The organism is Burkholderia sp. B10 (genome assembly GCF_004368385.1).
Classification (GTDB): Bacteria; Pseudomonadota; Gammaproteobacteria; order Burkholderiales; family Burkholderiaceae; genus Burkholderia; species Burkholderia vietnamiensis.
This window is the reverse complement of sequence record NZ_PQMX01000023.1, coordinates 1-25,414: the sequence shown is the minus strand read 5'-3', so window position 1 is coordinate 25,414 and position 25,414 is coordinate 1. Positions and strand designations below refer to the sequence as shown.

Annotated in this window: 23 protein-coding genes; 15 read left to right on the top strand and 8 right to left on the bottom strand. The window is 67.7% G+C overall.

Annotated elements, in window-relative coordinates:
• Positions 1 to 30: 30 nt before the first annotated feature.
• Complete coding sequence (locus C3Y15_RS14115) at positions 31 to 2,064, top strand: NADPH-dependent 2,4-dienoyl-CoA reductase (protein ID WP_059462401.1); 2,034 nt, start codon at positions 31 to 33, stop codon at positions 2,062 to 2,064.
• Between the two features lie 309 nt (positions 2,065 to 2,373).
• Here C3Y15_RS14115 and C3Y15_RS14110 read toward each other — a convergent pair whose 3' ends face one another.
• Positions 2,374 to 2,778: a DUF2471 family protein gene (locus C3Y15_RS14110; protein WP_059462400.1), complete on the bottom strand. Its 405-nt coding sequence runs from the start codon at positions 2,776 to 2,778 to the stop codon at positions 2,374 to 2,376.
• 127 nt (positions 2,779 to 2,905) lie between these two features.
• Positions 2,906 to 3,799 carry a LysR family transcriptional regulator gene (locus tag C3Y15_RS14105; RefSeq protein ID WP_059462399.1) on the bottom strand — a complete coding sequence of 298 codons (894 nt, stop codon included), beginning with the start codon at positions 3,797 to 3,799 and terminating at the stop codon, positions 2,906 to 2,908.
• Positions 3,800 to 3,885: 86 nt separating this feature from the next.
• Between C3Y15_RS14105 and C3Y15_RS14100 the strand changes: the two genes are divergently transcribed.
• The gene (locus C3Y15_RS14100) at positions 3,886 to 4,740 is read left to right on the top strand and encodes an NAD(P)H-dependent oxidoreductase (protein ID WP_069246552.1); all 855 of its coding nucleotides are present in this window, start codon (positions 3,886 to 3,888) and stop codon (positions 4,738 to 4,740) included.
• A 94-nt stretch (positions 4,741 to 4,834) separates the two neighbouring features.
• Here the strand turns inward: C3Y15_RS14100 and catC are convergent, their stop codons facing one another.
• The 3 genes from catC to C3Y15_RS14085 are packed head-to-tail and all read right to left on the bottom strand — an operon-like array spanning position 4,835 to position 7,256.
• Positions 4,835 to 5,125: a muconolactone Delta-isomerase gene (gene catC / locus C3Y15_RS14095; protein WP_011881489.1), complete on the bottom strand. Its 291-nt coding sequence runs from the start codon at positions 5,123 to 5,125 to the stop codon at positions 4,835 to 4,837.
• 43 nt (positions 5,126 to 5,168) lie between these two features.
• A complete protein-coding gene (gene catA, locus C3Y15_RS14090) occupies positions 5,169 to 6,071 on the bottom strand; it encodes a catechol 1,2-dioxygenase (RefSeq protein ID WP_034194945.1) in 903 nt (300 codons plus the stop codon).
• 51 nt (positions 6,072 to 6,122) lie between these two features.
• Positions 6,123 to 7,256 (bottom strand): muconate/chloromuconate family cycloisomerase, encoded by a 1,134-nt coding sequence (locus C3Y15_RS14085; RefSeq protein ID WP_059462398.1) that lies wholly within the window; start codon positions 7,254 to 7,256, stop codon positions 6,123 to 6,125.
• Positions 7,257 to 7,347: 91 nt separating this feature from the next.
• Between C3Y15_RS14085 and C3Y15_RS14080 the strand changes: the two genes are divergently transcribed.
• Complete coding sequence (locus C3Y15_RS14080; RefSeq protein ID WP_069246551.1) at positions 7,348 to 8,238, top strand: LysR family transcriptional regulator; 891 nt, start codon at positions 7,348 to 7,350, stop codon at positions 8,236 to 8,238.
• A 254-nt stretch (positions 8,239 to 8,492) separates the two neighbouring features.
• Here C3Y15_RS14080 and andR read toward each other — a convergent pair whose 3' ends face one another.
• Positions 8,493 to 9,449 carry an anthranilate 1,2-dioxygenase regulatory protein AndR gene (andR, locus tag C3Y15_RS14075; RefSeq protein WP_034194947.1) on the bottom strand — a complete coding sequence of 319 codons (957 nt, stop codon included), beginning with the start codon at positions 9,447 to 9,449 and terminating at the stop codon, positions 8,493 to 8,495.
• A gap of 210 nt (positions 9,450 to 9,659) precedes the next feature.
• Here andR and andAc point away from each other — a divergent pair, with 210 nt between their 5' ends.
• The 5 genes from andAc to C3Y15_RS14050 all read left to right on the top strand — a co-directional run bounded on the left by andAc (position 9,660) and on the right by C3Y15_RS14050 (position 14,472).
• Positions 9,660 to 10,931, top strand: coding sequence for an anthranilate 1,2-dioxygenase large subunit AndAc (andAc, locus tag C3Y15_RS14070; protein ID WP_014724582.1), 1,272 nt, complete (start codon positions 9,660 to 9,662; stop codon positions 10,929 to 10,931).
• Between the two features lie 17 nt (positions 10,932 to 10,948).
• On the top strand, positions 10,949 to 11,434 hold the full coding sequence (andAd, locus tag C3Y15_RS14065; RefSeq protein ID WP_034194948.1) for an anthranilate 1,2-dioxygenase small subunit AndAd: 486 nt from the start codon (positions 10,949 to 10,951) through the stop codon (positions 11,432 to 11,434).
• Positions 11,435 to 11,460: 26 nt separating this feature from the next.
• Positions 11,461 to 11,787 (top strand): anthranilate 1,2-dioxygenase ferredoxin subunit AndAb, encoded by a 327-nt coding sequence (andAb, locus tag C3Y15_RS14060; RefSeq protein ID WP_011881496.1) that lies wholly within the window; start codon positions 11,461 to 11,463, stop codon positions 11,785 to 11,787.
• On the top strand, positions 11,777 to 12,997 hold the full coding sequence (gene andAa, locus C3Y15_RS14055) for an anthranilate 1,2-dioxygenase system ferredoxin--NAD(+) reductase (protein ID WP_059462396.1): 1,221 nt from the start codon (positions 11,777 to 11,779) through the stop codon (positions 12,995 to 12,997). Before andAb ends, andAa begins: the two co-directional genes overlap by 11 nt.
• A 188-nt stretch (positions 12,998 to 13,185) precedes the next feature.
• Positions 13,186 to 14,472 (top strand): DUF445 domain-containing protein, encoded by a 1,287-nt coding sequence (locus tag C3Y15_RS14050; RefSeq protein ID WP_014724584.1) that lies wholly within the window; start codon positions 13,186 to 13,188, stop codon positions 14,470 to 14,472.
• A gap of 91 nt (positions 14,473 to 14,563) precedes the next feature.
• Here the strand turns inward: C3Y15_RS14050 and C3Y15_RS14045 are convergent, their stop codons facing one another.
• Together C3Y15_RS14045 and C3Y15_RS14040 are read right to left on the bottom strand one after the other, a co-directional pair.
• Complete coding sequence (locus tag C3Y15_RS14045; protein WP_011881499.1) at positions 14,564 to 14,863, bottom strand: addiction module antidote protein; 300 nt, start codon at positions 14,861 to 14,863, stop codon at positions 14,564 to 14,566.
• 3 nt (positions 14,864 to 14,866) lie between these two features.
• The gene (locus C3Y15_RS14040) at positions 14,867 to 15,184 is read right to left on the bottom strand and encodes a type II toxin-antitoxin system RelE/ParE family toxin (protein WP_330995553.1); all 318 of its coding nucleotides are present in this window, start codon (positions 15,182 to 15,184) and stop codon (positions 14,867 to 14,869) included.
• A gap of 377 nt (positions 15,185 to 15,561) precedes the next feature.
• On the opposite strand from C3Y15_RS14040, the gene C3Y15_RS14030 reads away from it, so the two are divergent.
• The 7 genes from C3Y15_RS14030 to C3Y15_RS14000 form a co-directional block, all read left to right on the top strand.
• Entirely contained in the window at positions 15,562 to 17,202 is a 1,641-nt protein-coding gene (locus C3Y15_RS14030; RefSeq protein ID WP_059463465.1) for an acetolactate synthase large subunit, read from the top strand.
• Between the two features lie 28 nt (positions 17,203 to 17,230).
• Positions 17,231 to 18,664: an aldehyde dehydrogenase family protein gene (locus C3Y15_RS14025; RefSeq protein ID WP_011881502.1), complete on the top strand. Its 1,434-nt coding sequence runs from the start codon at positions 17,231 to 17,233 to the stop codon at positions 18,662 to 18,664.
• A 308-nt stretch (positions 18,665 to 18,972) separates the two neighbouring features.
• A complete protein-coding gene (locus tag C3Y15_RS14020) occupies positions 18,973 to 20,556 on the top strand; it encodes a Na+/H+ antiporter (protein ID WP_059558917.1) in 1,584 nt (527 codons plus the stop codon).
• A 583-nt stretch (positions 20,557 to 21,139) separates the two neighbouring features.
• Positions 21,140 to 22,231, top strand: a complete 1,092-nt coding sequence (locus tag C3Y15_RS14015) for a hybrid sensor histidine kinase/response regulator (RefSeq protein WP_011881504.1) — start codon at positions 21,140 to 21,142, stop codon at positions 22,229 to 22,231.
• Between the two features lie 116 nt (positions 22,232 to 22,347).
• Positions 22,348 to 24,024, top strand: coding sequence for a methyl-accepting chemotaxis protein (locus C3Y15_RS14010; protein ID WP_045578201.1), 1,677 nt, complete (start codon positions 22,348 to 22,350; stop codon positions 24,022 to 24,024).
• Positions 24,021 to 24,533 carry a chemotaxis protein CheW gene (locus tag C3Y15_RS14005; protein ID WP_059567464.1) on the top strand — a complete coding sequence of 171 codons (513 nt, stop codon included), beginning with the start codon at positions 24,021 to 24,023 and terminating at the stop codon, positions 24,531 to 24,533. Before C3Y15_RS14010 ends, C3Y15_RS14005 begins: the two co-directional genes overlap by 4 nt.
• A partial coding sequence (locus tag C3Y15_RS14000) for a protein-glutamate O-methyltransferase CheR (RefSeq protein ID WP_134206845.1) occupies positions 24,530 to 25,414 on the top strand: 885 nt, incomplete at its 3' end. The genes C3Y15_RS14005 and C3Y15_RS14000, both read left to right, overlap by 4 nt.

Genomic DNA, 25,414 nt, shown 5'->3' with positions numbered 1-25,414 from the left:
TGACGCTCATCGCATCCCGGCAAAACCATCATGACGACCGCTTTTCCGCACCTGCTCGCGCCGCTCGATCTCGGCTTCACCACGTTGAAGAACCGTGTGCTGATGGGCTCGATGCACACCGGCCTCGAGGACAGCCGCAAGACGCTGCCGCGCCTCGCCGACTATTTCGCCGAACGCGCGCGCGGCGGCGTCGGCCTGATCGTGACGGGCGGCTTCGCGCCGAACGTGGCCGGCTGGACCAAGCCGTTCGGCGGCACGCTGATGACGTCGGCCGGCGCACGGCGGCATCGCGTGATTACCGACGCCGTGCATGCGCACGACGGCAAGATCGCGCTGCAGATCCTGCACACGGGCCGCTACGGCTATCACCCGTTCGCGGTCGCGCCGTCGAAGATCAAGTCGCCGATCTCGCCGTTCGCGCCGCACGAACTGAGCGCGCGCGGCGTCGAGCGGCAGATCCGCGCGTTCGTCCGCTGCGCACAGCTCGCACGCGAGGCCGGCTACGACGGCGTCGAGATCATGGGCTCCGAAGGCTATCTGATCAATCAGTTCATCTCGATGCATACGAACAAGCGCACCGACCAGTGGGGCGGTGCGTACGAGAACCGGATCCGGCTGCCGATCGAGATCGTCGAGCGCACGCGCGAAGCGGTCGGACGCGATTTCATCCTGATCTACCGGCTGTCGATGCTCGACTTGATCCCGGACGGCAGCGACTGGAGTGAGACCGTGCAGCTCGCGAAGGCCGTCGAGCGTGCGGGCGCGACGATCATCAACACCGGGATCGGCTGGCACGAGGCGCGCGTGCCGACGATCGCGACGTCGGTGCCGCGCGGCGCGTTCGCGTGGGTCACGCAGAAGATGAAGGGCGAGGTCGGCATCCCGCTGGTGACGACGAACCGCATCAACCGGCCCGAGGTGGCCGAGCAGATTCTGGCGGACGGCTGCGCGGACATGGTGTCGATGGCGCGCCCGCTGCTCGCCGATGCCGAGTTCGTCGTCAAGGCCGCGCAGGGCCGCGCCGACGAGATCAACACCTGCATCGGCTGCAACCAGGCTTGCCTCGATCACGCGTTCAAGAACAAGATCGCGTCGTGCCTGCTGAACCCGCGCGCGTGCCACGAGACGGAACTCGTCTATACGCCGGTGCGGCAGCCGAAGCGCATCGCGGTGGTCGGCGCCGGGCCGGCCGGGCTGGCGTGCTCGACGGTGCTCGCGCAGCGCGGCCATCGCGTCGACCTGTTCGACGCCGCCGCGCAGATCGGCGGCCAGTTCAACATGGCGAGGCGCATTCCGGGCAAGGAAGAATTCGACGAGGCGCTGCGTTACTTCGGCCGCCAGATCGAGGTGACCGGTGTGACGCTGCATCTGAACCGCCGCGTCGACGCGCGCGAGTTGATCGATGGCGGCTACGACGAGATCGTGCTCGCGACCGGCGTGACGCCGCGCGATCCGAAGATTCCGGGGCAGGACGGCCCGAACGTGCTCAGCTACATCGACGTGCTGGCGGGCCGGCAACCGGTCGGCCGGCGTGTCGCGGTGGTCGGCGCGGGCGGAATCGGCTTCGACGTCGCCGAATACCTGGTGCAGGACGGCCAGTCTCCGACGCTCGATCTGGACGAATGGAAGGCCGAATGGGGCGTGACCGATCCGGCCGTGACGCGCGGCGGCGTGACGCGCGCACGGGTCGCCGCGCCGGCGCGCGAGGTGACGCTGCTGCAGCGCAAGCCGGCGCCGCTCGGGAAGGGGCTCGGCAAGACGACCGGCTGGATTCACCGGGCGACGCTGAAGATGAAGCAGGTGAAGATGATCGGCGGCGTGAACTACGAAAGGATCGATGCACGTGGGCTGCACGTGTCGTACGGCGAGCAACGTAGCGATCATGAACTGATCGAAGCCGATACGATCGTGCTGTGCGCAGGCCAGGAGCCGCAGCGCGCGCTGCTCGCGCCGCTGCAGGCGGCCGGGCGCTCGGTGCATCTGATCGGCGGCGCGGAACTGGCTGCGGAGCTCGACGCGAAGCGGGCGATCGATCAGGGGGCGCGGTTGGCGGCGCGGCTGTAATCGGCGCTCGGTTCGACGTTTCGATGGCGCGCGCGGCGGTGCGGCGGTTTGGCTGGGCGATGGGCGCGCGTTTGTTTCGATGAAGCGGCGATCTCCGCGCAGGGCGGTGGCGCGGATTGGCACCGTCGCGGCGCCGCGCGATACGGAGCAGCGCACGCAATACGCGCAATTCGGCCAACTCAGCCCCGGCCCCAACTCGGCTAACTCGGCCCGACACGGCCCACGCCCGCGATGCCGAGCGCGACCGACCCACTCTCGGCGCGTTCTGCCCGCCGGCTTCCCGCCAGCCCGACCGACCCGCCACCCGCCTTACGCCGCTTCGGCCCGCTCTTCCCGTTCCGCTTCGAGCATCGCCTTGACGATCAGGTAGACGGCCGGGAGATCGTCGTCGTCGCGACTCCAGTCGACCGGCTCCTCGACGTCCGCGGCGACCAGCCGGCTGTCGCGCAGCCGGATGAACGCGTCGACGACGGCCGGATCGTTGCGGTTCAGGAAACCGGGATTCGAGAATGCCAGCTCCTCGACGTTCAGCAGCGCCTGCCAGCTCATCGTGCGGGCGGCGGCCGGGTGGGTGCGGCGTCGCAGCCCGAGCGCGCGCTGCGCAGGGCCGCCGACGACACGCTGCAGATCGCCGACCGCCCGCTGCGCGGCACGCTCGAACTGGACGGGATTGAAGCCGGGTTGCTCGGGATCGAATGCGGATGACTGAAACATGGTCGCCTCACAAAAGTCCGTCCGCCATGGTTGACGGAATTCGGGTCGAATGATGCAAAAACACTGTGAATATATACAGTGTTCGATCCGGTTTCAAGTCCTTCGTGCGGGCAGTGGTACGACCGTGTCACACCGCCGCGGCGATCGTCTCGCGCAGCCATCGATGCGCCGGGTCGCGATGTACACGTTCGTGCCACAGCATCGACATCTCGTAGCCCGGCACGTCGACGGGCGCGTCGACGACGCGCAACCCCGGCGTATTGCGCACCAGTCGCTCGGGCAGCATCGCGACGAGGTCGGTGGCGGCGACGACCGAGATCACGAACAGGAAATGCGGCACCGACAGCACGACCCGCCGCGCGGCGCCCGCTTTCGCGAGCGCTTCGTCGGTCACGCCGAAGAAGCCGCCGCCGTCGGGCGACACGATCACGTGTTCCAGCGCAGCGAACTGCGCGAGCGTCGGGCGGCGCTTGAGCTTCGGATGACCGGCGCGGCCTACCAGCACGTATCGCTCGACGAACAGCGGCAGGCGCCGCATGCCGTCGGGCGAGCCTTCGGTCGTGTGGAGCGCGAGGTCGATGCCGTTTCGTTCGGCTTCCTGCTCGATGCGCGGCGGCGCGAGCTCGACGACGGCGAGCCGCGTCGCCGGCGCGGCCGCGCGCAGCGCGCTCAAGGCGGGCAGCACGATCGTCGATTCGCCGTAGTCGGTCGCGGCCACGCGCCACATGTTGGTCGCGGTCGCGGGATCGAACGGCGTGGCCGTGAGCACCGCGCGCTCGACGGCTTCGAGCGCATCGCGCAGCGGCTCGCGCAACGCTTGCGCGCGCGCGGTCGGCCGCATGCCGCGCGGCCCCGGCAACAGCAACGGATCGCCGAACAGGTCGCGCAGCTTCTGCAACTGCACGCTCACCGACGGCTGCGACATGTTCAGCCGCGCGGCCGCGCGCGTGACGTTGTGCTCGGCGAGCAGCACGTCGAGCGTGACCAGCAGGTTCAGGTCGATGCGTCTGAGATTGTTCATGGCTATACCAGGAATATCGGGAATTCATTTCCAATATACCGAGTGCGCCGGCATCCTGCAGTCATTCAATCAACGGAGTCACGAACATGAACGTGCTGATCGTCTATGCCCATCCCGAACCGCGCTCGCTGAACGGTGCGTTGCGCGACTTCGCGGTCCAGCATCTCGAGGCCGCCGGCCATGCGGTGCAGGTGTCCGATCTGTATGCGATGAACTGGAAGCCCACGCTCGACGCCGACGACATGACCGAGCGCGCGCCCGGCGCGCGTTTCGATCCCTCGCGCGATTCGAAGCACGCATACGAGACGGGCACGCAGCGCGACGACATCGCGCGCGAGCAGCAAAAGCTGAAATGGGCCGACGCGCTGATCCTGCAGTTTCCGCTGTGGTGGTTCTCGATGCCGGCGATCATGAAGGGATGGATCGAGCGCGTGTATGCCTACGGCTTCGCGTACGGCGTCGGCGAGCATTCCGATACGCACTGGGGCGACCGATACGGCGAAGGGATGATGGCCGGCAAGCGTGCGATGGTGATCGTCACGACGGGCGGCTGGGCGTCGCACTACAGCGCGCGCGGAATCAACGGGCCGCTCGACGACCTGCTGTTTCCGATCCAGCACGGCGTCCTGTATTACCCGGGGTTCGACGTGCTGCCGCCGTTCGCGATCCACCGTACCGGAAAGATGAACGACGTGCGCTTCGACGAAACACGCGCGGCGCTCGGCAAGCGTCTCGATGAGCTATGGACCGCGCAGCCGATTCCGTTTCGGCGGCAGAACGCGGGCGATTACGAGATTCCGGCGCTGACGTTGAAGGCGGAGATCGCGCCCGGCAGCGTGGGGTTCGCGGTGCACGTCGCGCACGAGGAGGCGCACGATGCACCCGACGCGCCGCCCAACAACGCGCGCGATCCCGCGTCCGCAGCGGCGAACGCCGCGTGAGGCAGGCGTTCGTCGGGTCGTAACGGACTGCGGCCCGTGCGCCGCCGGACAAGCGCCGGCACGGGCAGCACGGGCTTCACGGGCTGCACGGATCTCAGCGATCGTCGTCCCGCACCGACGACGGATGCCGGCACAGCGCGCGCACTTCCATCTCCATGTACGGAAACAGCGGCAGCTGGCTCAGCAGGTCATGCAGCTGCTGCACGCTGTCCACGTCGAAGATGCTGACGTTCGCGTACTGCCCGGCGATGCGCCACAGATGCCGCCACAGGCCGTCGTTCATCAGCCGCTGGCACATCGCCTTCTCGTCGGCCTTCAGCGTCGCCGCCTTGACCGGGTCCATGTCCGCCGGCAGGCGGACGGTCATTTCCACATGAAACAGCATCCTGCGCTCCTTGTATTGTCGGTTCGTCGAACGTTACGGCCGCTCAGGCCTGCGCGCGTGCGCGTTCGACATCGCTCGCCGGTACGTGCTGCCGTTCCTTGACGAGCGAGAAATCGAAGTCGATCAGCGCGAACTGACCGTCGACGCCATACGGCTTGCCTTCCGCGCCTTCGGCCTGCTTGACCTTCGGGATCAGCCCTTCGCGCGTCGCGAACGCGAAGTCGTCCCAGATGTGCGGATCGCCTTCGATGTTGATCTGCGTCGTCAGCTTGCGATAGCCGTCGGCCGAAACGAAGAAGTGGATGTGCGCGGGGCGATGGCCGTGGCGGCCCAGCTGGTCGAGCAGCTGCTCGGTCTTGCTGCCCGGCGGCACGCTGTAGCCGACCGGCAGCACGCTGCGGAAGCTGTAGCGGCCGTCGGCGTCGGTGCGGATCGAGCGGCGCAGGTTGAACGCCGGCTGCGACTGGTCGAAGTACGAGTAGTTACCCAGATGATTCGCATGCCACACCTCGACGAGCGCGTTCGCGAGCGGCGCGCCGTCCTGGCCGAGCACGCGGCCGCGCATGATCAGCGTCTGGCCGGGATCGGTGCCGTCGTCCAGCCGCGCGTGGCCGACCGATTCCGGCGCGCCCGCGACGTACAGCGGCCCTTCGATCGTGCGCGGCGTGCCGCCCGTGATGCCGGCCTTCTGCTCGGCCTCGTCCATCCGCACGTCGAGGAAGCGCTCGAGCCCGAGGCCCGCGGCGATCAATCCGAATTCGCGGCCGGCTTCGTTCAGGTAGTTCAGCGCGGTCCAGAACTCGCTCGGCTGGACGTCGAAGTCCTCGATCGTGTAGCAGAGATCCTTCACGATCCGGTTGACGATCGCGCGCACGCGCGGGTTGCCGGGCTTCTCCGCGGCGTCGTCGAAGGTCTTCAGCAGTGCGTCGATGTCTTGCTTGTTCATCTGTGTCTCCGGTTTCGTTTGTCGTGTCGTCGTTCGTCGGGGCGAGCGGATTCAGCGGGCGCCGCGTCGCATCCGCTCGATGCGGGGCCAGTCGAAGGTGATGCCGAGGCCGGGCGTGGCCGGCAGATGCAGCTTGAAATCCTGGTAGCGCAGCGGCTCGACGAGGATTTCCTCGGTGAGCAGCAGCGGGCCGAACAGCTCGGTGCCCCACCTGAGCGAGCCGAACGTGCTGAACAGTTGCGCCGACGCCATCGTGCCGGCCGCGCCCTCGAGCATCGTGCCGCCGTACAGATCGATGCCGGCCGCCGATGCGATCGACGCGACGCTCGCCGCGCCGAGCAGGCCGCCCGACTGCGCGATCTTCACCGCGAACACGTCGGCCGCGCGCTCCTGCGCGAGCGCGAACGCATCGACGGGGCCGTGCAGCGCTTCGTCGGCCATGATCGGAATGTGCGCGAGTTGGGTGAGGCGCTTCAGCCCGGCCCGGTTGGTCGCGGCGATCGGCTGCTCGACGAGGCTCACGCCGGCATGCGCCAGCCGCGCGCCGGCGCGGATCGCTTCGGTTTCGCTCCACGCCTGGTTCACGTCGACGCGTACGTCGCCGCGGTCGCCGAGCGCGCGCTTGATCGCGATCACGTGCGCGACGTCGTCGTCGACCGCGTTCGAGCCGATCTTCAGCTTGAACGCGCGATGGCGGCGCGCGTCGAGCATCGCCTCGGCTTCGGCGATGTCGCGTTGCGTGTCGCCGCTCGCGAGCGTCCACGCGACCTCGACCGCATCGGTCGTGCGGCCGCCGAACAGCTCCGACAGCGGCACGCCGACGCGGCGCGCCTGCGCATCGAACAGCGCGGTCTCGAGCGCGCATTTCGCGAAGCGGTTGCCCTGGAACAGCTTGCGGGCACGCGCCATCGCGGCGCCGGGGCGCGTCGCGTCCATCCCTTGCAGCAGCGGCGCGAAATACGTGTCGATGTTGACCTTGATGCTCTCGGGGCTCTCTTCGCCGTATGCGAGCCCGCCGATCGTGGTCGCCTCGCCGACGCCTTCGATACCGTCCGTGCATCGAACTCGGACGAGCACGAGTGTCTGGCAATTCATCGTGGCGACCGACAGCTTGTGGGGCCGAATCGTGGGCACGTCGACGAGCAGCGTGTCGATGCGCTCGATGGTGGCGGCAGTTGCTATCATGCGATTCCTCCTGTTGATGCACATGGTAGGAATTCCGGGCCCGCGTCGTCCAACACTCTTTCCGACTACTTCCATACCTTTGAGGCATGAAATGGAATTGCGCCAGCTCCGCTACTTCATCGCCGTCGCGGAAGAAATGAACATCACGCGGGCGGCGGAGCGGCTGCACATGACGCAGCCGCCGCTGAGCCGCCAGCTGCAGACGATCGAGGAAGAGATCGGGCTGCCGTTGTTCGAACGCGGCGCGCGGCCGCTGAAGCTGACCGACGCGGGCCGCGTGTTCTACGCGCAGGCGAAGCGCGTCCTCGAGCAGGCCGACGAGCTCGGGCCGCTCACGCGCCGCCTCGCGCAACTGTCGGAGCGGATCGTGATCGGCTTCGTGCCGTCGACGCTCTACGGCGCGCTGCCGGACGTGATCCGCGCGTTTCGCGACGCGCAGCCGGGCGTCGAGCTGTCGCTGATCGAAATGTTCACGCTCGAGCAGCTCGGCGCGCTGAAGGGCGGGCGCATCGACGTCGGCTTCGGCCGCCTGCGCTTCGACGACGACCAGCTGGTGCGCGAGGCGCTGATCGAGGAGAAGCTGATCGCGGCGCTGCCGGTCGGGCATCCGCTGGCCGACCCTGAGCGGCCGCTGACGCTCGCCGACATCGCGCACGAGACGCTGATCGTCTACCCGAGCACGCCGCGGCCGAGCTTCGCGGACCAGCAGCTGTCGGCACTGCGCGACGGCGCGCTCGTGCCGACGGGCGTTCACGAGGTGCGCGAACTGCAGACGGCGCTCGGGCTGGTGGCCGCGCAGGTCGGCGTGTCGCTGGTGCCCGAGAGCGTCGAAGGCGTGCGCGTGAAGGGCGTCGTGTACCGGCGGCTGCCGGAGCCGACGGCGACGTCGCCGATCATCATGAGCCGCCGGCTGCACGGCGAAAGCCCGGCGACGACCGCGTTTTGCGCGATCGCGCGCGCGATGTTCGGACCGACGCTTTAGCGCGGGCGGTTTATGGAGCGGCCGCAACTAACGGCCAATTCGGGCGGGTGGCGCGACGCGGGGGCGATTCGGTCGAGAAGGGGGCGTGGGGCGACGGGCGGCGCATCGGGCTCACCGCACGCACCGGGCAAGGCGACCAAGCGGGAGACGCTAGAGATGCGGAAGATGCAGCCCGACGCAGCACCACCCGCGCACGCGGCGATCCACCCGCCAACGCGGCCGGCCGCGCATGCCTGCCGCCAGATGCCTAACCCCTACCGCCTAACCCCCACCGTTTCCGACGGCGATTCCCCGAACTTCTCCCGATAGGCGATCGCGAAGCGCCCGAGATGCGTGAACCCGCAATCGAGCGCGACATCGGCGATCCGCCGCTCCGGCTGCGACCTGCGCAGCAACTCGCGCGCATGCTCGAGCCGCGTCGCGCGCAGGTACTGCATCGGGCTCATGCCGCGAAACTGCAGGAACGCGTCGCGCAGCGTCCGCTCCGGCACGTTGGCCGCCACGACGATATCGGCGAGCTGCAGCGGCTGCGCGTAGTGCGCGTTCACGAATTCCTGCGCGCGCAGCAGGAAGCCCGGCGCGGGATCGTGACGCATACTCGCGGCCGCCGGCGGATGCCCTTCGATCAGCAGATCGATCAGCAGATGCTCGAGCTGCGCCGCGACGCGCGGATTCGCGTTGGCGCGCGCCAGCAAAGCCGGCGAGCGGGCGACGAGCATCAGCTGCTGGTGCCACGCGGCGAGCGCGGCGTCGCTGATGTGCAGCACCGGGTCGAGCGTCGCGCGCGGATTGCCGGTCAGCGAGCCGACGGTCGCCGCGTCGATGCGCAGCACGAACTGCTCGCAGTCGGCCGACAGCACCGCATCGAAGCGCTCGCCGGGCGCGCACAGCACGCCCGTCTGGCCGTCGACGCCGAGCCGGCGCCCCATCGCGGCGACCTGCGCATGCCCGGACAGACAGAACATCAGCAGGTAATAGCCGTCGACCGCGTCGACCTGCACGCGCATCGCGTCGCCGAACGCGATCGTGCCGATCCCGAGCCCGCCGAGCCGCACGAAGTCCATGTGCGCGGCGCCCTGCATGCGCCCGCTCGGCAGCAGCGCGTGCGGCTGCATCACGCGCGAGATGCGCTCGCGCGTCTCGTCGAGATCGCGGGATTCGAACAGCCGGTGCGCGCGCAGCGCGAGCGGCTCGAACGACGTTGGGGACATGGGCATCGGCCTTGGTATCGACGCGCGCTTCGTTCCGACGAATGGGTCACGAACGGGCGGCGGCTCGCGTGTGTCGTCATGCTAGCGCAGAAATCCGCCGAAAGTGGATATTGCGCCGCCGCAATCGCACTTTCCGGATAGACGCCGAATATTAGCTTTTCAAAAATCCGCTCCATGCCATCAACGAACCGGAACCACAAGGAGTCCGACATGGAGCAGACAGCATCGCCCGTCGTATTTGCCGCGCGCGACGACGCGTCCGACGTGCACTTTCCCCACGACGACGGCTCGCGCGTCCCGTACAAGGTGTTCAGCTCGCGCGCCGTCTACGATCGCGAGCAGGAGCGCATCTTCCGCGGGCCGACGTGGAACTTCGTCGCGCTGGAAGCGGAAATCCCCAACGCCGGCGACTTCAAGAGCACCTTCGTCGGCGACACGCCGGTCGTCGTCACGCGCACCGAGGACGGCGCGCTGTCCGCGTGGGTGAACCGCTGCGCGCACCGCGGCGCGCAGGTGTGCCGCAAGTCGCGCGGCAACGCCAGCTCGCACACGTGCGTGTATCACCAGTGGAGCTTCGACAACGAGGGCAACCTGCTCGGCGTGCCGTTCCGGCGCGGCCAGAAAGGGATGACCGGGATGCCGGCCGACTTCGACCCGAAGCAGCACGGGCTACGCAAGCTGCGCGTCGACAGCTATCGCGGGCTCGTGTTCGCGACCTTCAGCGACGACGTCGCGCCGCTGCCCGATTATCTCGGCGCGCAGATGCGACCGTGGATCGACCGGATCTTCCACAAGCCGATCGAGTATCTCGGCTGCACGCGCCAGTATTCGAAGTCGAACTGGAAGCTGTACATGGAGAACGTGAAGGATCCGTATCACGCGAGCATGCTGCATCTGTTCCATACGACCTTCAACATCTTCCGCGTCGGGATGAAGGCGCGCTCGATCCCCGATGCGAACCACGGGCTGCACAGCATCATCACGGTGACGAAGACGGGCGACGACACGTCGGCCGCGTACAAGCAGCAGAACATCCGTTCGTTCGACGAAGGCTTCCATCTGGAAGACGAGTCGATTCTCGATCTGGTGTCGGAATACGACGAGGACTGCACGAATCATATCCAGCCGATCTTCCCGCAGCTCGTGATCCAGCAGATCCACAACACGCTGGTCGCGCGGCAGATCCTGCCGAAGGGGCCGGACAACTTCGAGCTGATCTTCCACTTCTTCGGCTACGCCGACGACACGCCCGAGCTGCGCGCGCTGCGCATCAAGCAGGCGAACCTGGTCGGGCCGGCCGGCTACATCTCGATGGAGGACACCGAGGCGACCGAGCTCGTGCAGCGCGGCACGGTGCGCGACGCCGACGCAACCTCGGTCATCGAGATGTCGCGCGGCAATCCGGAGCAGCAGGACACGGTGATCACCGAAAGCCTGATCCGCAAGTTCTGGGTCGGCTACCAGAAGCTGATGGGCTATTGAAGCGGGAGCGCGCAAAGATGGAAAACCTGACGGAAGACATGAAGACGTGGTTCGAGATTTACATGCTGCAGAACCGCTACATCGGCCATCTCGACAACGACCGGCTCGAACGCTGGCCGGAAATGTTCACCGAGGACTGCACGTACGAGATCGTGCCGAAGGAGAACGCGGATCTCGGGCTGCCGGTCGGCATCGTCCACTGCACGAACCAGCGGATGCTGCGCGATCGCGTGGTGTCGCTGCGGCACGCGAACATCTATGAAGAGCACACGTACCGCCACATGACCTCGGGCCTCGCGATCGTCGCGCAGCGCGACGGCGAGATCGACACCGAGAGCAACTACGTGGTCGTGCAGACCCGCAGCAACGGCGAATCGAACGTATACCAGGCCGGCAAGTATTACGACACGGTCGTGCGCACGCCCGACGGCCTGCGCTACAAGGCCAAGCGCGTGATCTACGACACGTCGCGCGTGCAGACGCTGCTCGCGACCCCGATCTGACCGACCCGACGAAGCAAGGAGCCGACATGACCGAAGCAACGCTCGCCGAATGGCATCCGCTGGGCGCCATCGACGAATTCACCGAAGACGAACCGGCGGCGCGCGTCGCCGGCCAGAAGCCGATCGCGGTATTCCGGATCGGCGACGAACTGTTCGCGATGCACGACCTGTGTTCGCATGGCCACGCGCGGCTGTCCGAAGGCTACGTGGAGGACGGGTGCGTCGAGTGCCCGCTGCATCAGGGGCTGATCGACATTCGCACCGGTGCGCCGAAATGCGCGCCGATCACCGAGCCGGTGCGCGTCTATCCGATCCGGATCGTCGACGGACAGGTGGAAGTCAATGTCGGCTGACCCGTTCGTGATCGTCGGAGCCGGCCACGCGGCGCGGCGCACGGCCGAGGCGCTGCGTGCGCGCGACGCCGACGCGCCGATCGTGATGATCGGCGCCGAGCGCGAGCTGCCGTACGACCGGCCCGCGCTGTCGAAGGATGCGCTGCTGAACGACGGCGGCGAGCAGCGCGCGTTCGTTCGCGATGCCGCGTGGTACGACGCGCAGCGCATCGCGCTGCGGCTCGGCACGCGCGTCGACGCGATCGAGCGCGAGGCGCAACGCGTGCGGCTCGACGACGGCACGACGCTGCCGTACGCCAAGCTCGTGCTGGCGACCGGCTCGCGCGTGCGCACCTTCGGCGGGCCGATCGACGCGGGCGTCGTGGCGCACTACGTGCGCACCGTCGCCGACGCGCGTGCGTTGCGCGCGCAGCTCGTGCGCGGCCGCCGCGTCGCGGTGCTCGGCGGCGGCTTCATCGGCCTCGAAGTGGCTGCGGCGGCGCGCCAGCTCGGCTGCAACGTGACGGTGATCGATCCGGCCGCGCGCTTGCTGCAACGCGCGTTGCCGGAAGTCGTCGGCGCCTACGCGCACCGGTTGCATGACGAACGCGGCGTCGGTTTTCAGATGGCGACGCTGCCGCGCGCGATACGTGCCGCGGCGGGCGGCGGCGCGATCGTCGAGACCGATCGCGGCGACGTGCATGCCGACGTTGTCGTGGTCGGCATCGGTGTGCTGCCCAACGTCGAGCTTGCGCAGGCGGCGGGGCTCGACGTCGACAACGGCATCCGCGTCGATGCGGGCTGCCGCACGGCCGACCGCGCGATCTTCGCGGCGGGCGAGGTGACGATGCACTTCAATCCGCTGCTCGGGCGTCACGTGCGCATCGAGTCGTGGCAGGTCGCGGAGAACCAGCCGGCCGTCGCGGCCGCGAACCTGCTCGGCGCGGACGACGCGTATGCGGAGCTGCCGTGGCTGTGGTCCGATCAGTACGACTGCAACCTGCAGATGCTCGGGCTGTTCGGCGCCGGGCAGACGACCGTCGTGCGCGGCGATCCGGCACGCGGGCCGTTCACGGTGTTCGGGCTCGGCGACGACGGCAGGATCGTCGCGGCGGCCGCGGTCAATCTCGGGCGCGACATCGGCGCCGCGCGCCGGCTGATCGCGGCCGGCGCGATGCCCGACCCGCAGCAGCTCGCCGATCCGACGGTCGGCTTGAAGACGTTTCTGTGACGCGCTGCGTGGGCTCGGTGCGAACGCGCTCCGTATGACCGCGCTCGCGCCGGGCCGGCGCCGCGCGACGCGGCAAGGCGGCTCGCATCCGACCGAGGGCAAGCGGTTCCGCGCGCGTGTGGCGCGCGGGTTTGTCGCCGGCGGGCGATCGGTGCATATTAGCGGCATTGCCGTTTCACCGATCGCCCATGACGCCAGACAAAGCCCTCGAACTGAAACGCAGCAAGCGCCGCGCGCTATGGCTGCTGCTGACCGCCGTCGCGGTGTTCGTCACGACGATCCTGCTGCCGCGCGGCCCGTGGGTCGACGGCTTCAAGGCGGTGGCCGAGGCCGCGATGGTCGGCGCGCTCGCCGATTGGTTCGCGGTGGTCGCGCTGTTTCGCCGCGTGCCGATCCCGTTCGTGTCGCGCCACACCGAAATCATCCCGAAGAACAAGGACAAGATCGCCGACAATCTCGCGGTGTTCGTGCGCGAGAAATTCCTCGGCCCCGACGCGCTCGCCGCGCAGATTCGCCAGCACGATCCCGCGCAGCGGCTCGGCGCATGGCTCGGCGAGCCGGCGAATACCGAGGCGCTCGGCACCTACGTGACGAAGCTGATGAGCTTCGCGCTCGACATGACCGACGACGCGCGCATCCGCTCGTTCGTCCACGACGCGATGCGCGCGATGATCGACCGGATCGACCTGTCGCAGTCTGCCGGCGCGATCCTCGACACGCTGACGAAGGACGGCCGTCACCAGGCGCTGCTCGACGATGCGATCGAGCAGATCGTCGGCATCCTCGACAAGGAGGAGAACCGCGAGGTGATCGCGGGCTTCATCGTCGAATGGCTGAAGACGCAATATCCGAAGGTCGAGAAGATCATGCCGACGCAGTGGTTCGGCGAGAACGGCGCGCGCATGCTCGCGAGCGCGGTGAGCCGCGTGCTCGAGAGCGTCGCGGCCGACCCCGAGCACGAGTTGCGCCAGCGCTTCGACGGCACGGTCGTGCGGCTCACCGAGCGGCTGAAGCACGACCCGGCGTTCATCGCGAAGGGCGACGAGATCAAGCGCTACATTCGCGACGGCGATGCGTTCAACGACTATGTGCGCGATCTGTGGGACCAGTTGCGCGCGTGGCTGAAGGCCGATCTGGCGCGCGCCGACTCGACGCTGCAGCGGCAGGCCGCGACGCTCGGCCGCTGGCTCGGTGCGCGGCTCGCGGAAAGCCCGGCGTTGCGCGCGTCGCTGAACGAGCATGTCGAAAAGGCCGTGCACGAGATGGCGCCGGATTTCGCCGATTTTCTGATGCGGCACATCCGCGACACGGTGCGCAACTGGGATGCGCGCGAGATGTCGCGGCAAATCGAGCTGAACATCGGCAAGGACCTGCAATACATCCGCATCAATGGCACGCTGGTCGGCGGGCTGATCGGGCTCGGGCTGTATCTCGTATCGCTGGTGCCGCGCTGGGCCGGCGCGTGGCTGCATTGACGCGGTTGCCGCGCGACAGTCACGCGATAGTCACGCGATAGTCACGTGCCAACCGCCGCCGCATCGGGCGCGCACCGCCGCGCGCCGCGCGTCACGCGCGCGCTTTCGCGCCGTGCAGTTGCAGGCCGAGCGCCTTGATCACTTTGAGGATGGTGCCGAAGCTCGGATTGCCGTCGTGCGACAGCGCCTTGTACAGCCCTTCGCGCGACAGGCCGGCGTCGCGGGCGACCTGCGACATGCCGCGCGCGCGCGCGATCACGCCGAGCGCATGCGCGATGAAGGCCGGGTCGTCGCCGCCTTCCTGCAGACATGCGTCGAAATAGTCGGCGATGTCGTCGTCGGTTTCGAGGTGGGCGGCCGAATCCCACGGCCGGGTGCTGATCTTGTCCATCGCTTACTCCAGGTCGAGCCGCCCGAGCATTGCGTGCGCGGCGCGAATGTCTGCCTGTTGCGTCGACTTGTCGCCGCCGCAGAGCAGGATCACCCAGATCGTCGCGCGCCTGACGTAGTAGACGCGATAGCCGGGGCCGTGGTCGATACGCATCTCGACGACCGGGGAGCCGGCCGACTTCCAGTCGCCCGGATTGCCCATCGACAGGCGGTCGATGCGGGCCTGGATACGCCGCCGTGCGACGCGATCCTGCAGACCGGCGAACCATGTGTCGAAGACTTCGGTCGTTCTGATGCTGGACGTCGGAGCACTGTAAGGCACGTTACTCGATATGTCAACCATGGTTCACAAGCTCAACTGGGGTTCCGATGCCGTCACAGTAGAGCGGCGCGCGCCGTTTGACGCGAAGTTGGCCGTCAGGCCGATGCTGCGCCGGGGCCCGGATCGGCCGTTCGGCCGAAGCAGGAATCCCGCGAATCCGTCTACAATCGAAAACGTCCCTGCCGCCCGTGCGCGTTCGTCCTGCGCGCTGGCGGATCCGTTCGTCCTCCTGCATCGGGAGGCGCCGCCGTGCGTTGCGCGGCGGCCAGCACCGTGGTCAGCATCCCGTAGGTAAGCGTGCGCGTGCCGTAGGCCGGCGCGCGTTCTGAACGCCGCACGTCCGCAAACCGGGCACGCGGCAGCGACGGAGAGTCCCCATGAAAGCATCGGATCTGTTTGTGAAGGCGCTGGAAGCCGAAGGCGTCGAATACGTGTTCGGCATTCCCGGTGAGGAAAACCTCGATCTGCTCGAATCGCTGCGGCGCTCGAAGATCAAGCTCGTGTTGACCCGCCACGAGCAGGCGGCCGGTTTCATGGCCGCAACCTACGGCCGTCTCACCGGCCGCACCGGCGTGTGTCTCGCGACGCTCGGGCCGGGCGCCACCAATTTCGTGACGGCCGCCGCGTATGCGCAGCTCGGCGGCATGCCGATGCTGATGATCACCGGCCAGAAGCCGATCAAGTCGAGCAAGCAGGGCCACTTCCAGATCGTCGACGTCGTCGGCATGATGCAGCCGCTCACGAAGTTCACGCGGCAGATCGTGTCGATCGGCAACATCCCGTCGGCGGTGCGCGAGGCGTTCCGGCGCGCGGAGGAGGAGCGTCCGGGCGCCGCGCATCTCGAGCTGCCGGAGGATATCGCGCACGAGGAAGGCGACGGCAAGCCGATTCCGCGCAGCTTCAGCCGCCGCCCGATCGCCGAGCAGAAGGCGGTCGCGCACGCGGTCGATGCGATCCAGGCCGCGCGGCATCCGCTGCTGATGATCGGCGCGGGCGGCAACCGCAAGACGACCTGCAAGATGCTGCTCGAGTTCGTCGACGAGACGGGCATCCCGTTCTTCACGACGCAGATGGGCAAGGGCGTGATCGACGAGACGCATCCGCTGTGGCTCGGCAACGCGACGCTGTCCGACGGCGATTTCGTGCATCGCGCGATCGAGCACGCGGACTGCATCATCAACGTCGGCCACGACGTGATCGAAAAGCCGCCGTTCTTCATGCGCGCGGACGACAAGACCGTGATCCACGTGAACTTCCTCGGCGCGCAGGTGGACCCGGTGTATTTCCCGCAGATCGAGGTGGTCGGCGACATCGCGAACGCCGTGTGGCAGATGAAGGAAGCGATCGCGCCGCAGCCGCACTGGGATTTCGAGCGCTTCACGATGATCAAGGCGCATTTCGAAGCGCATCTGCAGAAGGGCCAGCACGATCCGCGCTTCCCGATGTATCCGGTGCGGATCGTCAACGATCTGTACAACGCGCTGCCGGTCGACGGGATCGTCTGCCTCGACAACGGGATGTACAAGATCTGGTTCGCGCGTTACTGGCGCGCGCACGAGCCGAACTCGCTGCTGCTCGACAACGCGCTCGCGTCGATGGGCGCCGGCTTGCCGTCGGCGATCGCGACCAGGATCGTGCATCCGCAGCGCAAGGTGATCGCCGTGTGCGGCGACGGCGGCTTCATGATGAATTCGCAGGAGCTCGAAACGGCCGTGCGGCTGAAGCTCGACCTCGTCGTGATGATCCTGCGCGACGATGCGTTCGGGATGATCCGCTGGAAGCAGGAGAACATGAATTTTCCCGACTTCGCGATGACGCTGAAGAACCCCGATTTCGTCGCGTATGCGCAGAGCTACGGCGCGCACGGGCACCGCGTCGAGGCGGCCGACGATCTCGAGCCGCTGCTGCGCGAATGCTTTGCGACACCGGGTGTGCACGTGATCGACGTGCCGATCGACTATTCGGACAACGAGCGCGTGCTCAACCGCGAAATCAAGCGCCTGTCGGCGCAACTCTGAATCCGCAGTTCACCGGAAGGAGCGTGCCATGCTGAAGGATACCTATCCGTACTATCTGGCCAACGAGGCCGTCTATGCGAATACCGATCTGGAAGTGACGGACAAGTTCAGCGGCAAGGTCGCGACGCGCGTCGCGCTGGCCGACGCGCAGGCGATCGACGCGGCCATCGGCGCGGCAGTCGACGCCGTCAAGCCGATGCGCGAGCTGCCGGCGTACCGGCGGCAGGCCGTGCTCGATCACTGCGTCGCACGCTTTCGCGAGCGTTTCGACGAGCTGGCCGAGGCGCTGTGCATCGAGGCCGGCAAGCCGATCAACGATTCGAGAGGCGAGGTGACGCGGCTGATCGATACGTTCCGCGTCGCGTCCGAGGAGGCGGTGCGCATCGACGGCGAAGTGCTCAACCTCGAGATCTCGGCGCGCGCGCAGGGCTACACCGGCTATACGCGGCGCGTGCCGATCGGCCCGTGCTCGTTCATCTCGCCGTTCAACTTCCCGCTGAACCTCGCCGCGCACAAGGTCGCGCCCGCGCTCGCCGCGGGCTGCCCGTTCGTGCTCAAACCGGCGAGCCGCACGCCGGTCGGCGCGCTGATCATCGCCGAGGTGCTCGCGGAAACCAATCTGCCGAAGGGCGCGTTCTCGGTGCTGCCCGCGCATCGCGACGGCGCCGACCTATTCACCACCGACGAGCGTTTCAGGTTGCTGTCGTTCACCGGCTCGCCGGCCGTCGGCTGGGCGCTGAAGGAGAAGGCCGGCAAGAAGAAGGTCGTGCTGGAGCTCGGCGGCAACGCGGCGGCGATCGTCGATGCGGACCAGTTCGAGCAGCTCGACTACGTGGTCGACCGGCTCGCGTTCGGCGCGTATTACCAGTCGGGCCAGAGCTGCATCGGCGTGCAGCGGATCCTCGTGCATGCGAGCCTGTACGACACGTTGCGCGACAAGCTGGTCGCGAAGACGCGCTCGCTGAAGATGGGCGATCCGAAGGATCCATCGACGTTCGTCGGCCCGATGATCTCCGAATCGGAGTCGCGCCGCCTGTCCGGCTGGATGGATGCGGCCGTCGCGGCGGGTGCGAAGATCATCGCGGGCGGCAAGGTCGACGGCGCGATGTTCGAGGCGACGCTGCTCGAAGACGTCGGCCGCGAGCAGGACCTGTACCGCAAGGAGGCGTTCGGCCCGGTCGCCATCCTCGAGAAGTTCGACCGTTTCGACGACGCGCTCGCGCGCGTGAACGACAGCGACTTCGGCTTGCAGGCCGGCGTGTTCACCGATTCGCTCACGCACGCGCAGCGCGCGTGGGACGAGCTCGAGGTGGGGGGCGTCGTGATCAACGACGTGCCGTCGTTCCGCGTCGACAACATGCCGTACGGCGGCGTGAAGGATTCCGGCCTCGGCCGCGAAGGGATCCGCTACGCGATCGAGGACATGACCGAGCCGCGTCTGATGGTCGTTCGGCGCCGATAGGGGCTGTTCGCGCTAACAACGAGCACCTGTTTGGAAAGTTCGTTCGTGGCGCTGGCCTCCAGAAGGTCGTGCGCCGCGTCATGCTCTTCGCGAATACGTCGAGTATTCGCTTCGTCGCAGTCCTTGCGCTCGGCTCTTCTGCGGGCCAGCGCAAGCCCGCCATTAGCGTGAAGAGACCCTGGCGCAGCCGCGCCGCGCGCGCTCGATGCGCTCGACTGAACGCATCGCATCGTGATGTAATCGCGCGAAACGGTCGCACTCCGTACGACACCGTGCGGCCGCGCGTTCAATTTTCACGAGGTCGATTCATGTCCCCCGTCGCGGCTTTCAAGCTGATTCTGCTGTCGTTCGTCGCGATCGTCGCGCTCGAATGCATTGCGAAGCGATTGCGCCTGCCGCCTGCCGCCGCGCTGCTGATGGGCGGCATCGGCATCGCGTTCATCCCCGGCCTGCCGCCCGTCAACCTCGACCCGGAGCTCGTGCTGCTGGTGTTCCTGCCGCCGCTGCTGATGGACGGGGCATATTTCACCGTCTGGGAGGAATTCAAGCGCAACGTCGGCGGCATCCTGCTGCTCGCGATCGGCGCGGTCGCGTTCACGACGTTCGCGGTCGGCTACGCCGTGCACTGGGTCGCGCCGTCGCTGCCGTGGGCCGCGTGCTTCGCGCTCGGCGCGATCGTGTCGCCGCCTGACGCGGTCGCCGCGAAGGCGGTGCTCGAGCGCGTCGCGCTGCCGCGCCGGCTGATGGTGCTGCTTGAAGGTGAGAGCCTGCTGAACGATGCGGCCGGCCTCGTGCTGTTCCGCTTCGCGGTCGCCGCCGCGCTGACGGGCGCGTTCAGCCTCGAGCACGCGGTCGTGCGTTTCGCGGAGCTGGGAATCGGCGGCGTCGTGGTGGGCTTTCTGGTGGGGCGCATCGTCGTGTGGTTCCTGAAGCTGCTCGACGACGACTATCTGGTGATCACCGTCGCGGTGATCGCCGGCTGGCTCGCCTACATCGCCGGCGAAATGGTCGAGGTGTCCGGCGTGATCGCGACGGTGACGGCCGGCATGATCGTCGGCTGGCATCAGCACGAAGTGTTCTCCGCGGCCGTGCGCACGCGCGGCACCGCGTTCTGGCAGGTCATCGTGTTCCTGCTCGAGGCGATGGTGTTCGTGTTGATCGGGTTGTCGCTGCGCGGGGCGATTCACCGGCTCGGCGGCTTCGAGCAGGTGCTCGGCACGATGATGCCGGCGGTGCTCGCGGTACTGGCGGCCGTGATCGTGTCGCGCTTCGTGTGGGTCTATGCGGTCGAGGCGCTGAAGTGGCCGGTGCGCGGTATCGTGCGGCGCGGCGCGGCGCCCGACTGGAAGGCCGCGACGGTCATGAGCTGGGCCGGCATGCGCGGTGTCGTGACGCTCGCGATCGCGCTGTCGCTGCCGGAGGCGATGCCGGGCCGCGACGTGATCCTGGTCGCGTCGTTCGCGGTGATCCTCGTGACCGTGCTGCTGCAGGGTACGACGATCGGGCCGCTGATTCGGCTGCTGCGCCTGCCGCAACGCGACGAACGTGCCGCGCATCACCTGAGCGAGCCGCAGACGTGGGCGTACATCGAGGCCGCGCAGCTCGCCGCGATCCAGCCGCTGGTGCACGACGCAAGCGGCAACGTGATACATCCGCGCCTGCTTGAGCAGTACACGTATCGCGCGGCGCTCACCGAGCGCACGAAGGATGCGCCGCAATATCCGCCGGAAGTTCGCGCCGCGCATTACGACGTCGTGCTGGCCGCGATCCGGGCCGGGCGCGCCGAACTGCTGCGGCTGCATCGATCCGGCCACATTCACGACGAGATGCTGCACATGGTCGAGCGCGATCTTGACCTGCAGGAAGTGTCGGCGCAGCATGCGCGCGGTTGAGCGGCGGCAGGCGCGCGGGTGGTGAGCGCGGTTGTTTAGGACGCCGATGGCGCGGGGGTTGCCGGCGGCATCAGAGCCGCAGCCGTCACCGTCGCCCATCTCGTCGCATCGCGCGTCATCCCGCAGCATCGGTGGCTTGCCTGGGCTCCCGCCGTCGTCCCATCGAATTCCTCAGTGTGTCCATGGTCCGGCCCCAACGCGCGGCGGCCCGGACCGCCGCATACGCACCCGTAAACCGTCTCCCGCCGGCCTCGCAAACGTTTTCATGCTTCGCGCAAGGAAATGATCCGATTTATCCAAATCAGGTTATTTCACCATATTTGGCAAAGCTGAACCTGAAGGAGATAGATGATCTGTTGCAATCTCAATTAGAATCGCTCAGTAATCTTTATTGAGAGAATGTGTGCGAATGTAATTCGGTGTTGCTTGGGAAAATCGGCGCTGCAATCCTCGTGTGTAAAGGCTGACGAGCGACAACGCCATCATCGTGAAGAATGTGGTCGAATTATCGAGATGGCGAGTGAGTTGAATAATCAACTTGCGAGAATGAATCGGGTGGTGATTTTCGTTTGAAACGGTATTTATGAAAGAATCGCGCGATCAAAATGCGCCGGATTGTCTCGAATCGGGGCTGTCGATCCTGCTCGTCGACGATCAGCCGTTCGTCGGCGAAGTGATACGCCGCGCATTGCGCAGCGAGCCCGACATCGACCTGCATGTGTGCACCGATCCCCACCGGGCATTGGCCGTCGCGCGCGACGTCAAGCCGACCGTCATCCTGCAGGACCTCGTGATGCCGGACATCGACGGCCTGGACCTCGTGCGCGCGTGGCGCGCGCACGTGGACACGGCGCGCGTGCCGATCATCGTGCTGTCTGCGAAGGAGGAGCCGGTCGTCAAGCGCGAGGCGTTCATCGCCGGCGCGAACGACTATCTGGTGAAGTTGCCGGACGCGATGGAACTGACGGCGCGCATCCGCTACCACTCGAGTTCGTACCTGATGGCGCGGCAGCGCGACGAGGCGCTGGATTTCCTGTCGCACGACATGCGCTCGCCGCAGACGTCGATTCTCGCGCTGCTCGAGGTCTACCGGAACGAACACGGCGACATGCCCGCGCTGCTGGAGCGCATCGCGGGCCACGCGCGCCGCGCGCTCGCGCTCGCCGACGGCTTCATCCATCTGACCCGTGCGCAATCGGAGCGCCGCGCGCACGAGCTCGTGAGCCTCGACGAGGTCGTGCTCGACGCGGTCGACCAGCTGTGGGAGAAGGCGCTCGGATTCGGCAGCCGCATCGTCGCGCACGTGTGCGACGCCGAGTGCGCGACGATGGGCGATCGCATGATGCTCACGCGCGCGGTCGCGAACCTGATCGACAATGCGCTGAAATACGGGCCGGCCGGCGCCGACATCCATTGCACGCTGAACGACGACGGCGGCGCGTGGCTGATCGGCGTCGAGGACGCCGGCTCCGGCATCGCGCCCGAACAGCGCGCGGCCGCGACCGAATCGTTCGTGCGGCTCGAATCCGTGCATGGTGCGATGCGCGGCGGTTTCGGTCTCGGGCTGGCGTTCGTGCGTGCGACGGCGGCGCGGCATCGCGGCCAGATCCTGATGCGCGACACGGCGCGCGGCTTCATGGTCGCGCTGCGGTTGCCGGCTCAACGCGAGCGGTGATGGCGCGCGCCGCTTGCCCGCGCCGTGCCGCCGGTAACACCCGATGCGCTCGCGCCACGCCGTCCGGCGCGCGCAGGCGCGGTTTTTTAACGCTGTTTTGAAAGCCCACAACGAACATGGCCACCCTGACGCCCCGTGCGAACCATGAAAGCTTGCATCCGACCCTCGGCGCCGCCCGGCTCACGCTCGGCAATCGCATCCTGCTGAGCTTCGGCGTGCTGTTCGTGCTGATGCTCGTGATGGCCGGCGTGTCGTACGAGCGGCTGCGCGCGATCAATGCCGAAGCCGTCAGCATCGAGCGCGATTCGCTGCCCGGCGTGTATCTTGCGGCGTCGTTGCGCGGGGCGGTCAACGAATCGTTCGCGACGCTGCAACAGGCGACCTTCGTCGATACGAGCCCGGAGCTCGTGGAGCGCGATTTCGCGAAGCTCGGCGACGCGCTCAAGGAAATCGAATCGCTGTCGATCGACTATCAGAACACCACGTTCCGCGACGAGGACCGTCAGCGCTTCGCGGTGTTCCGCAGCGCATACGACCGCTACCTGCCGTTGCTGAACGACGCGGTGCAGAAGGGCCGCGCGTCGCACGACGAGGCCGTCGCCGCCTACGCGAAGGTCGAGCCGGCGTGGGCCGAGGTCGTGCGCAGTGCCAATATCCTGGTGCAGGAGAATCGCAAGTTCGCCGATCAGTCGGCGAAGCTGATCCGCGAATCCGGTCAGGACACCGAGGTCGTGCTCGCGATCGCGCTGGCGATCGTGTTGCTGTCGGCGCTCGGGCTCGGCTATGGGCTCTACCGTTCGGTCACGGTGCCGATGGCGCGGCTCGTCGACGTGCACGACGCGATGCGCACCGGCAACCTCACGCATCGGCTCGACCTGCGCCGCCGCGACGAGTTCGGCACGCTCGAGACCGGCTTCAACCGGATGGCCGACGAGCTGACCGAGCTGGTGTCGCGTGCGCAGCAGTCGTCGATGCAGGTGACGACGTCGGTCGCGGAGATCGCGGCGACGTCGCGCGAGCAGCAGGCGACCGCGAACGAGACCGCGGCGACGACGACCGAGATCGGCGCGACGTCGCGCGAGATCTTCGCGACGTCGCGCGATTTGCTGCGCACGATGAACGAGGTGGCCGGCGTGGCCGAGCAGTCGGCGACGCTCGCGGGCGTCAGCCAGAGCGGCCTCACGCGGATGGGCGACACGATGCGCAGCGTGATGGACGCGGCCGGCTCGGTGAACGCGAAGCTCGCGATCCTCAACGAGAAGGCGCTGAACATCAACCAGGTCGTCGCGACGATCACCAAGGTCGCCGACCAGACCAACCTGCTGTCGCTGAACGCGGCGATCGAGGCCGAGAAGGCCGGCGAGTACGGGCGCGGCTTCGCGGTCGTCGCGACCGAGATCCGCCGCCTCGCGGACCAGACCGCGGTGGCGACCTACGACATCGAGCAGACGGTCAAGGAGATCCAGTCGGCCGTGTCCGCCGGCGTGATGGGGATGGACAAGTTCTCCGAGGAAGTGCGCCGCGGGATGCTCGACGTGCAGCAGGTCGGCGCGCAGCTGTCGCAGATCATCGCCGAGGTGCAGACGCTCGCGCCGCGCTTCCAGATGGTCAACGAAGGCATGCAGACGCAGGCGAGCGGCGCCGAGCAGATCACGCAGGCGCTGTCGCAGCTGTCGGAAGCCGCGCAGCAGACGGCCGAATCGTTGCGCCAGTCGTCGCAGGCGATCGACGACCTGACGCTCGTCGCGAACCAGTTGCGCACCAGCGTGTCGCGCTTCAAGGTCGACGCATGATGCGCGCCGAGCCGCACGGCGCCGCGCACGCGCTGTTCCTGATGTTCGAGCTCGACGGCGCGCGTTATGCGCTCGACGCGGCGGACGTCGACGAGGTGTTGCCGCTCGCCGCCACCACGGCCGTGGCCGGCGCGCCCGCGTGGATCGCCGGCTTGCTGATGCGCGGCGCCCAGCCGGTGCCGGTGATCGACCTGCCGATGCTCGTGCTCGGACGCCCGGCGCAGGCGCTGCGTTCGACGCGGCTCGTGATGGTGCGCTATCGCGGCGGCCGGAGCGGACGCGAGCGCGTGATCGGGCTGATCGTCGAGCGCGCGACGCGGACGCTGCGGATCGACCGCGCGGCATTTCGCATCAGCGGCGTGTCGAGCGAGCGCACGCGCTGGCTCGGGCGCGTCGCGAACACGCGGGACGGCGTCGTGCAGCAGGTGTCGGTTGCCGGCCTGGTCGACGACGTCGCGCACCTGTATCTGTTCGACGGCCAGCCGGCCCACGAAGGGGCGCCCGGATGAATGCGTTCGCCGTGCTGTTTCGCGACTGGCTGCGCCGCGAGACCGGCATCGATCCCGATTCGCTCGGCCATGATTTCCTGAGCCGTGCGCTGACCGAGCGCGTGCATGCGCTGAAGAGTGACGGTGAACGATTGCCGTCGGCCGCGCGGGCGCCCGTGACGACGGAGGCGCTGCGCGCGTACTGGGCGCGCCTGCACGCATGCGCTGACGAGCGGCGCGCGCTGATCGAGCTGTTCGTCGTGCCCGAGACGTGGTTCTTCCGCGATGGCGCGGCGTTCGCGGCGCTCGCGCGGCGCGCGGCCGAGCGCATAGCCTGCGCGCCCGGGCGCGTGATCCGCGTGCTGAGCGCGCCATGTTCGACCGGCGAGGAGCCGTATTCGGCGGCGATGGCGCTGCTGGACGCGGGACTCGACCCGGCGAGCTTCGCGATCGACGCGCTCGACCTCAGCGCGCGAGCGATCGAGCACGCGCGGGCCGGCTGTTATGGAAGGAACGCGTTTCGCGGCACGCAGACGGCGTTTCGCACGCGTTTCTTCACGCCGACGGCCGACGGCTGGCTGCTCGACGAGCAGGTGCGATCGCGCGTGCAGTTTCGTCAGGCAAATTTGATGGAAGCGTGCGCCGACACGGGCGTGCGCTACGACTTCGTGTTCTGCCGCAACGTGCTGATCTATTTCGATCGCGACGCGCAGGATCGCGCGATCCGTCAGCTCGCGAGCCGGCTCGCGGACGACGGGATGCTGTTCGTCGGGCCGGCCGAGACGGGCGTCGCGATGCGCTGCGGGATGCGTTCGGCGCGGGTGCCGCTGGCGTTCGCGTTTCAGCGCGCCGATGACGGGGCGGCGGCGGATGAGTGCGTGGCTGGGCATGTGGGTGGGGAT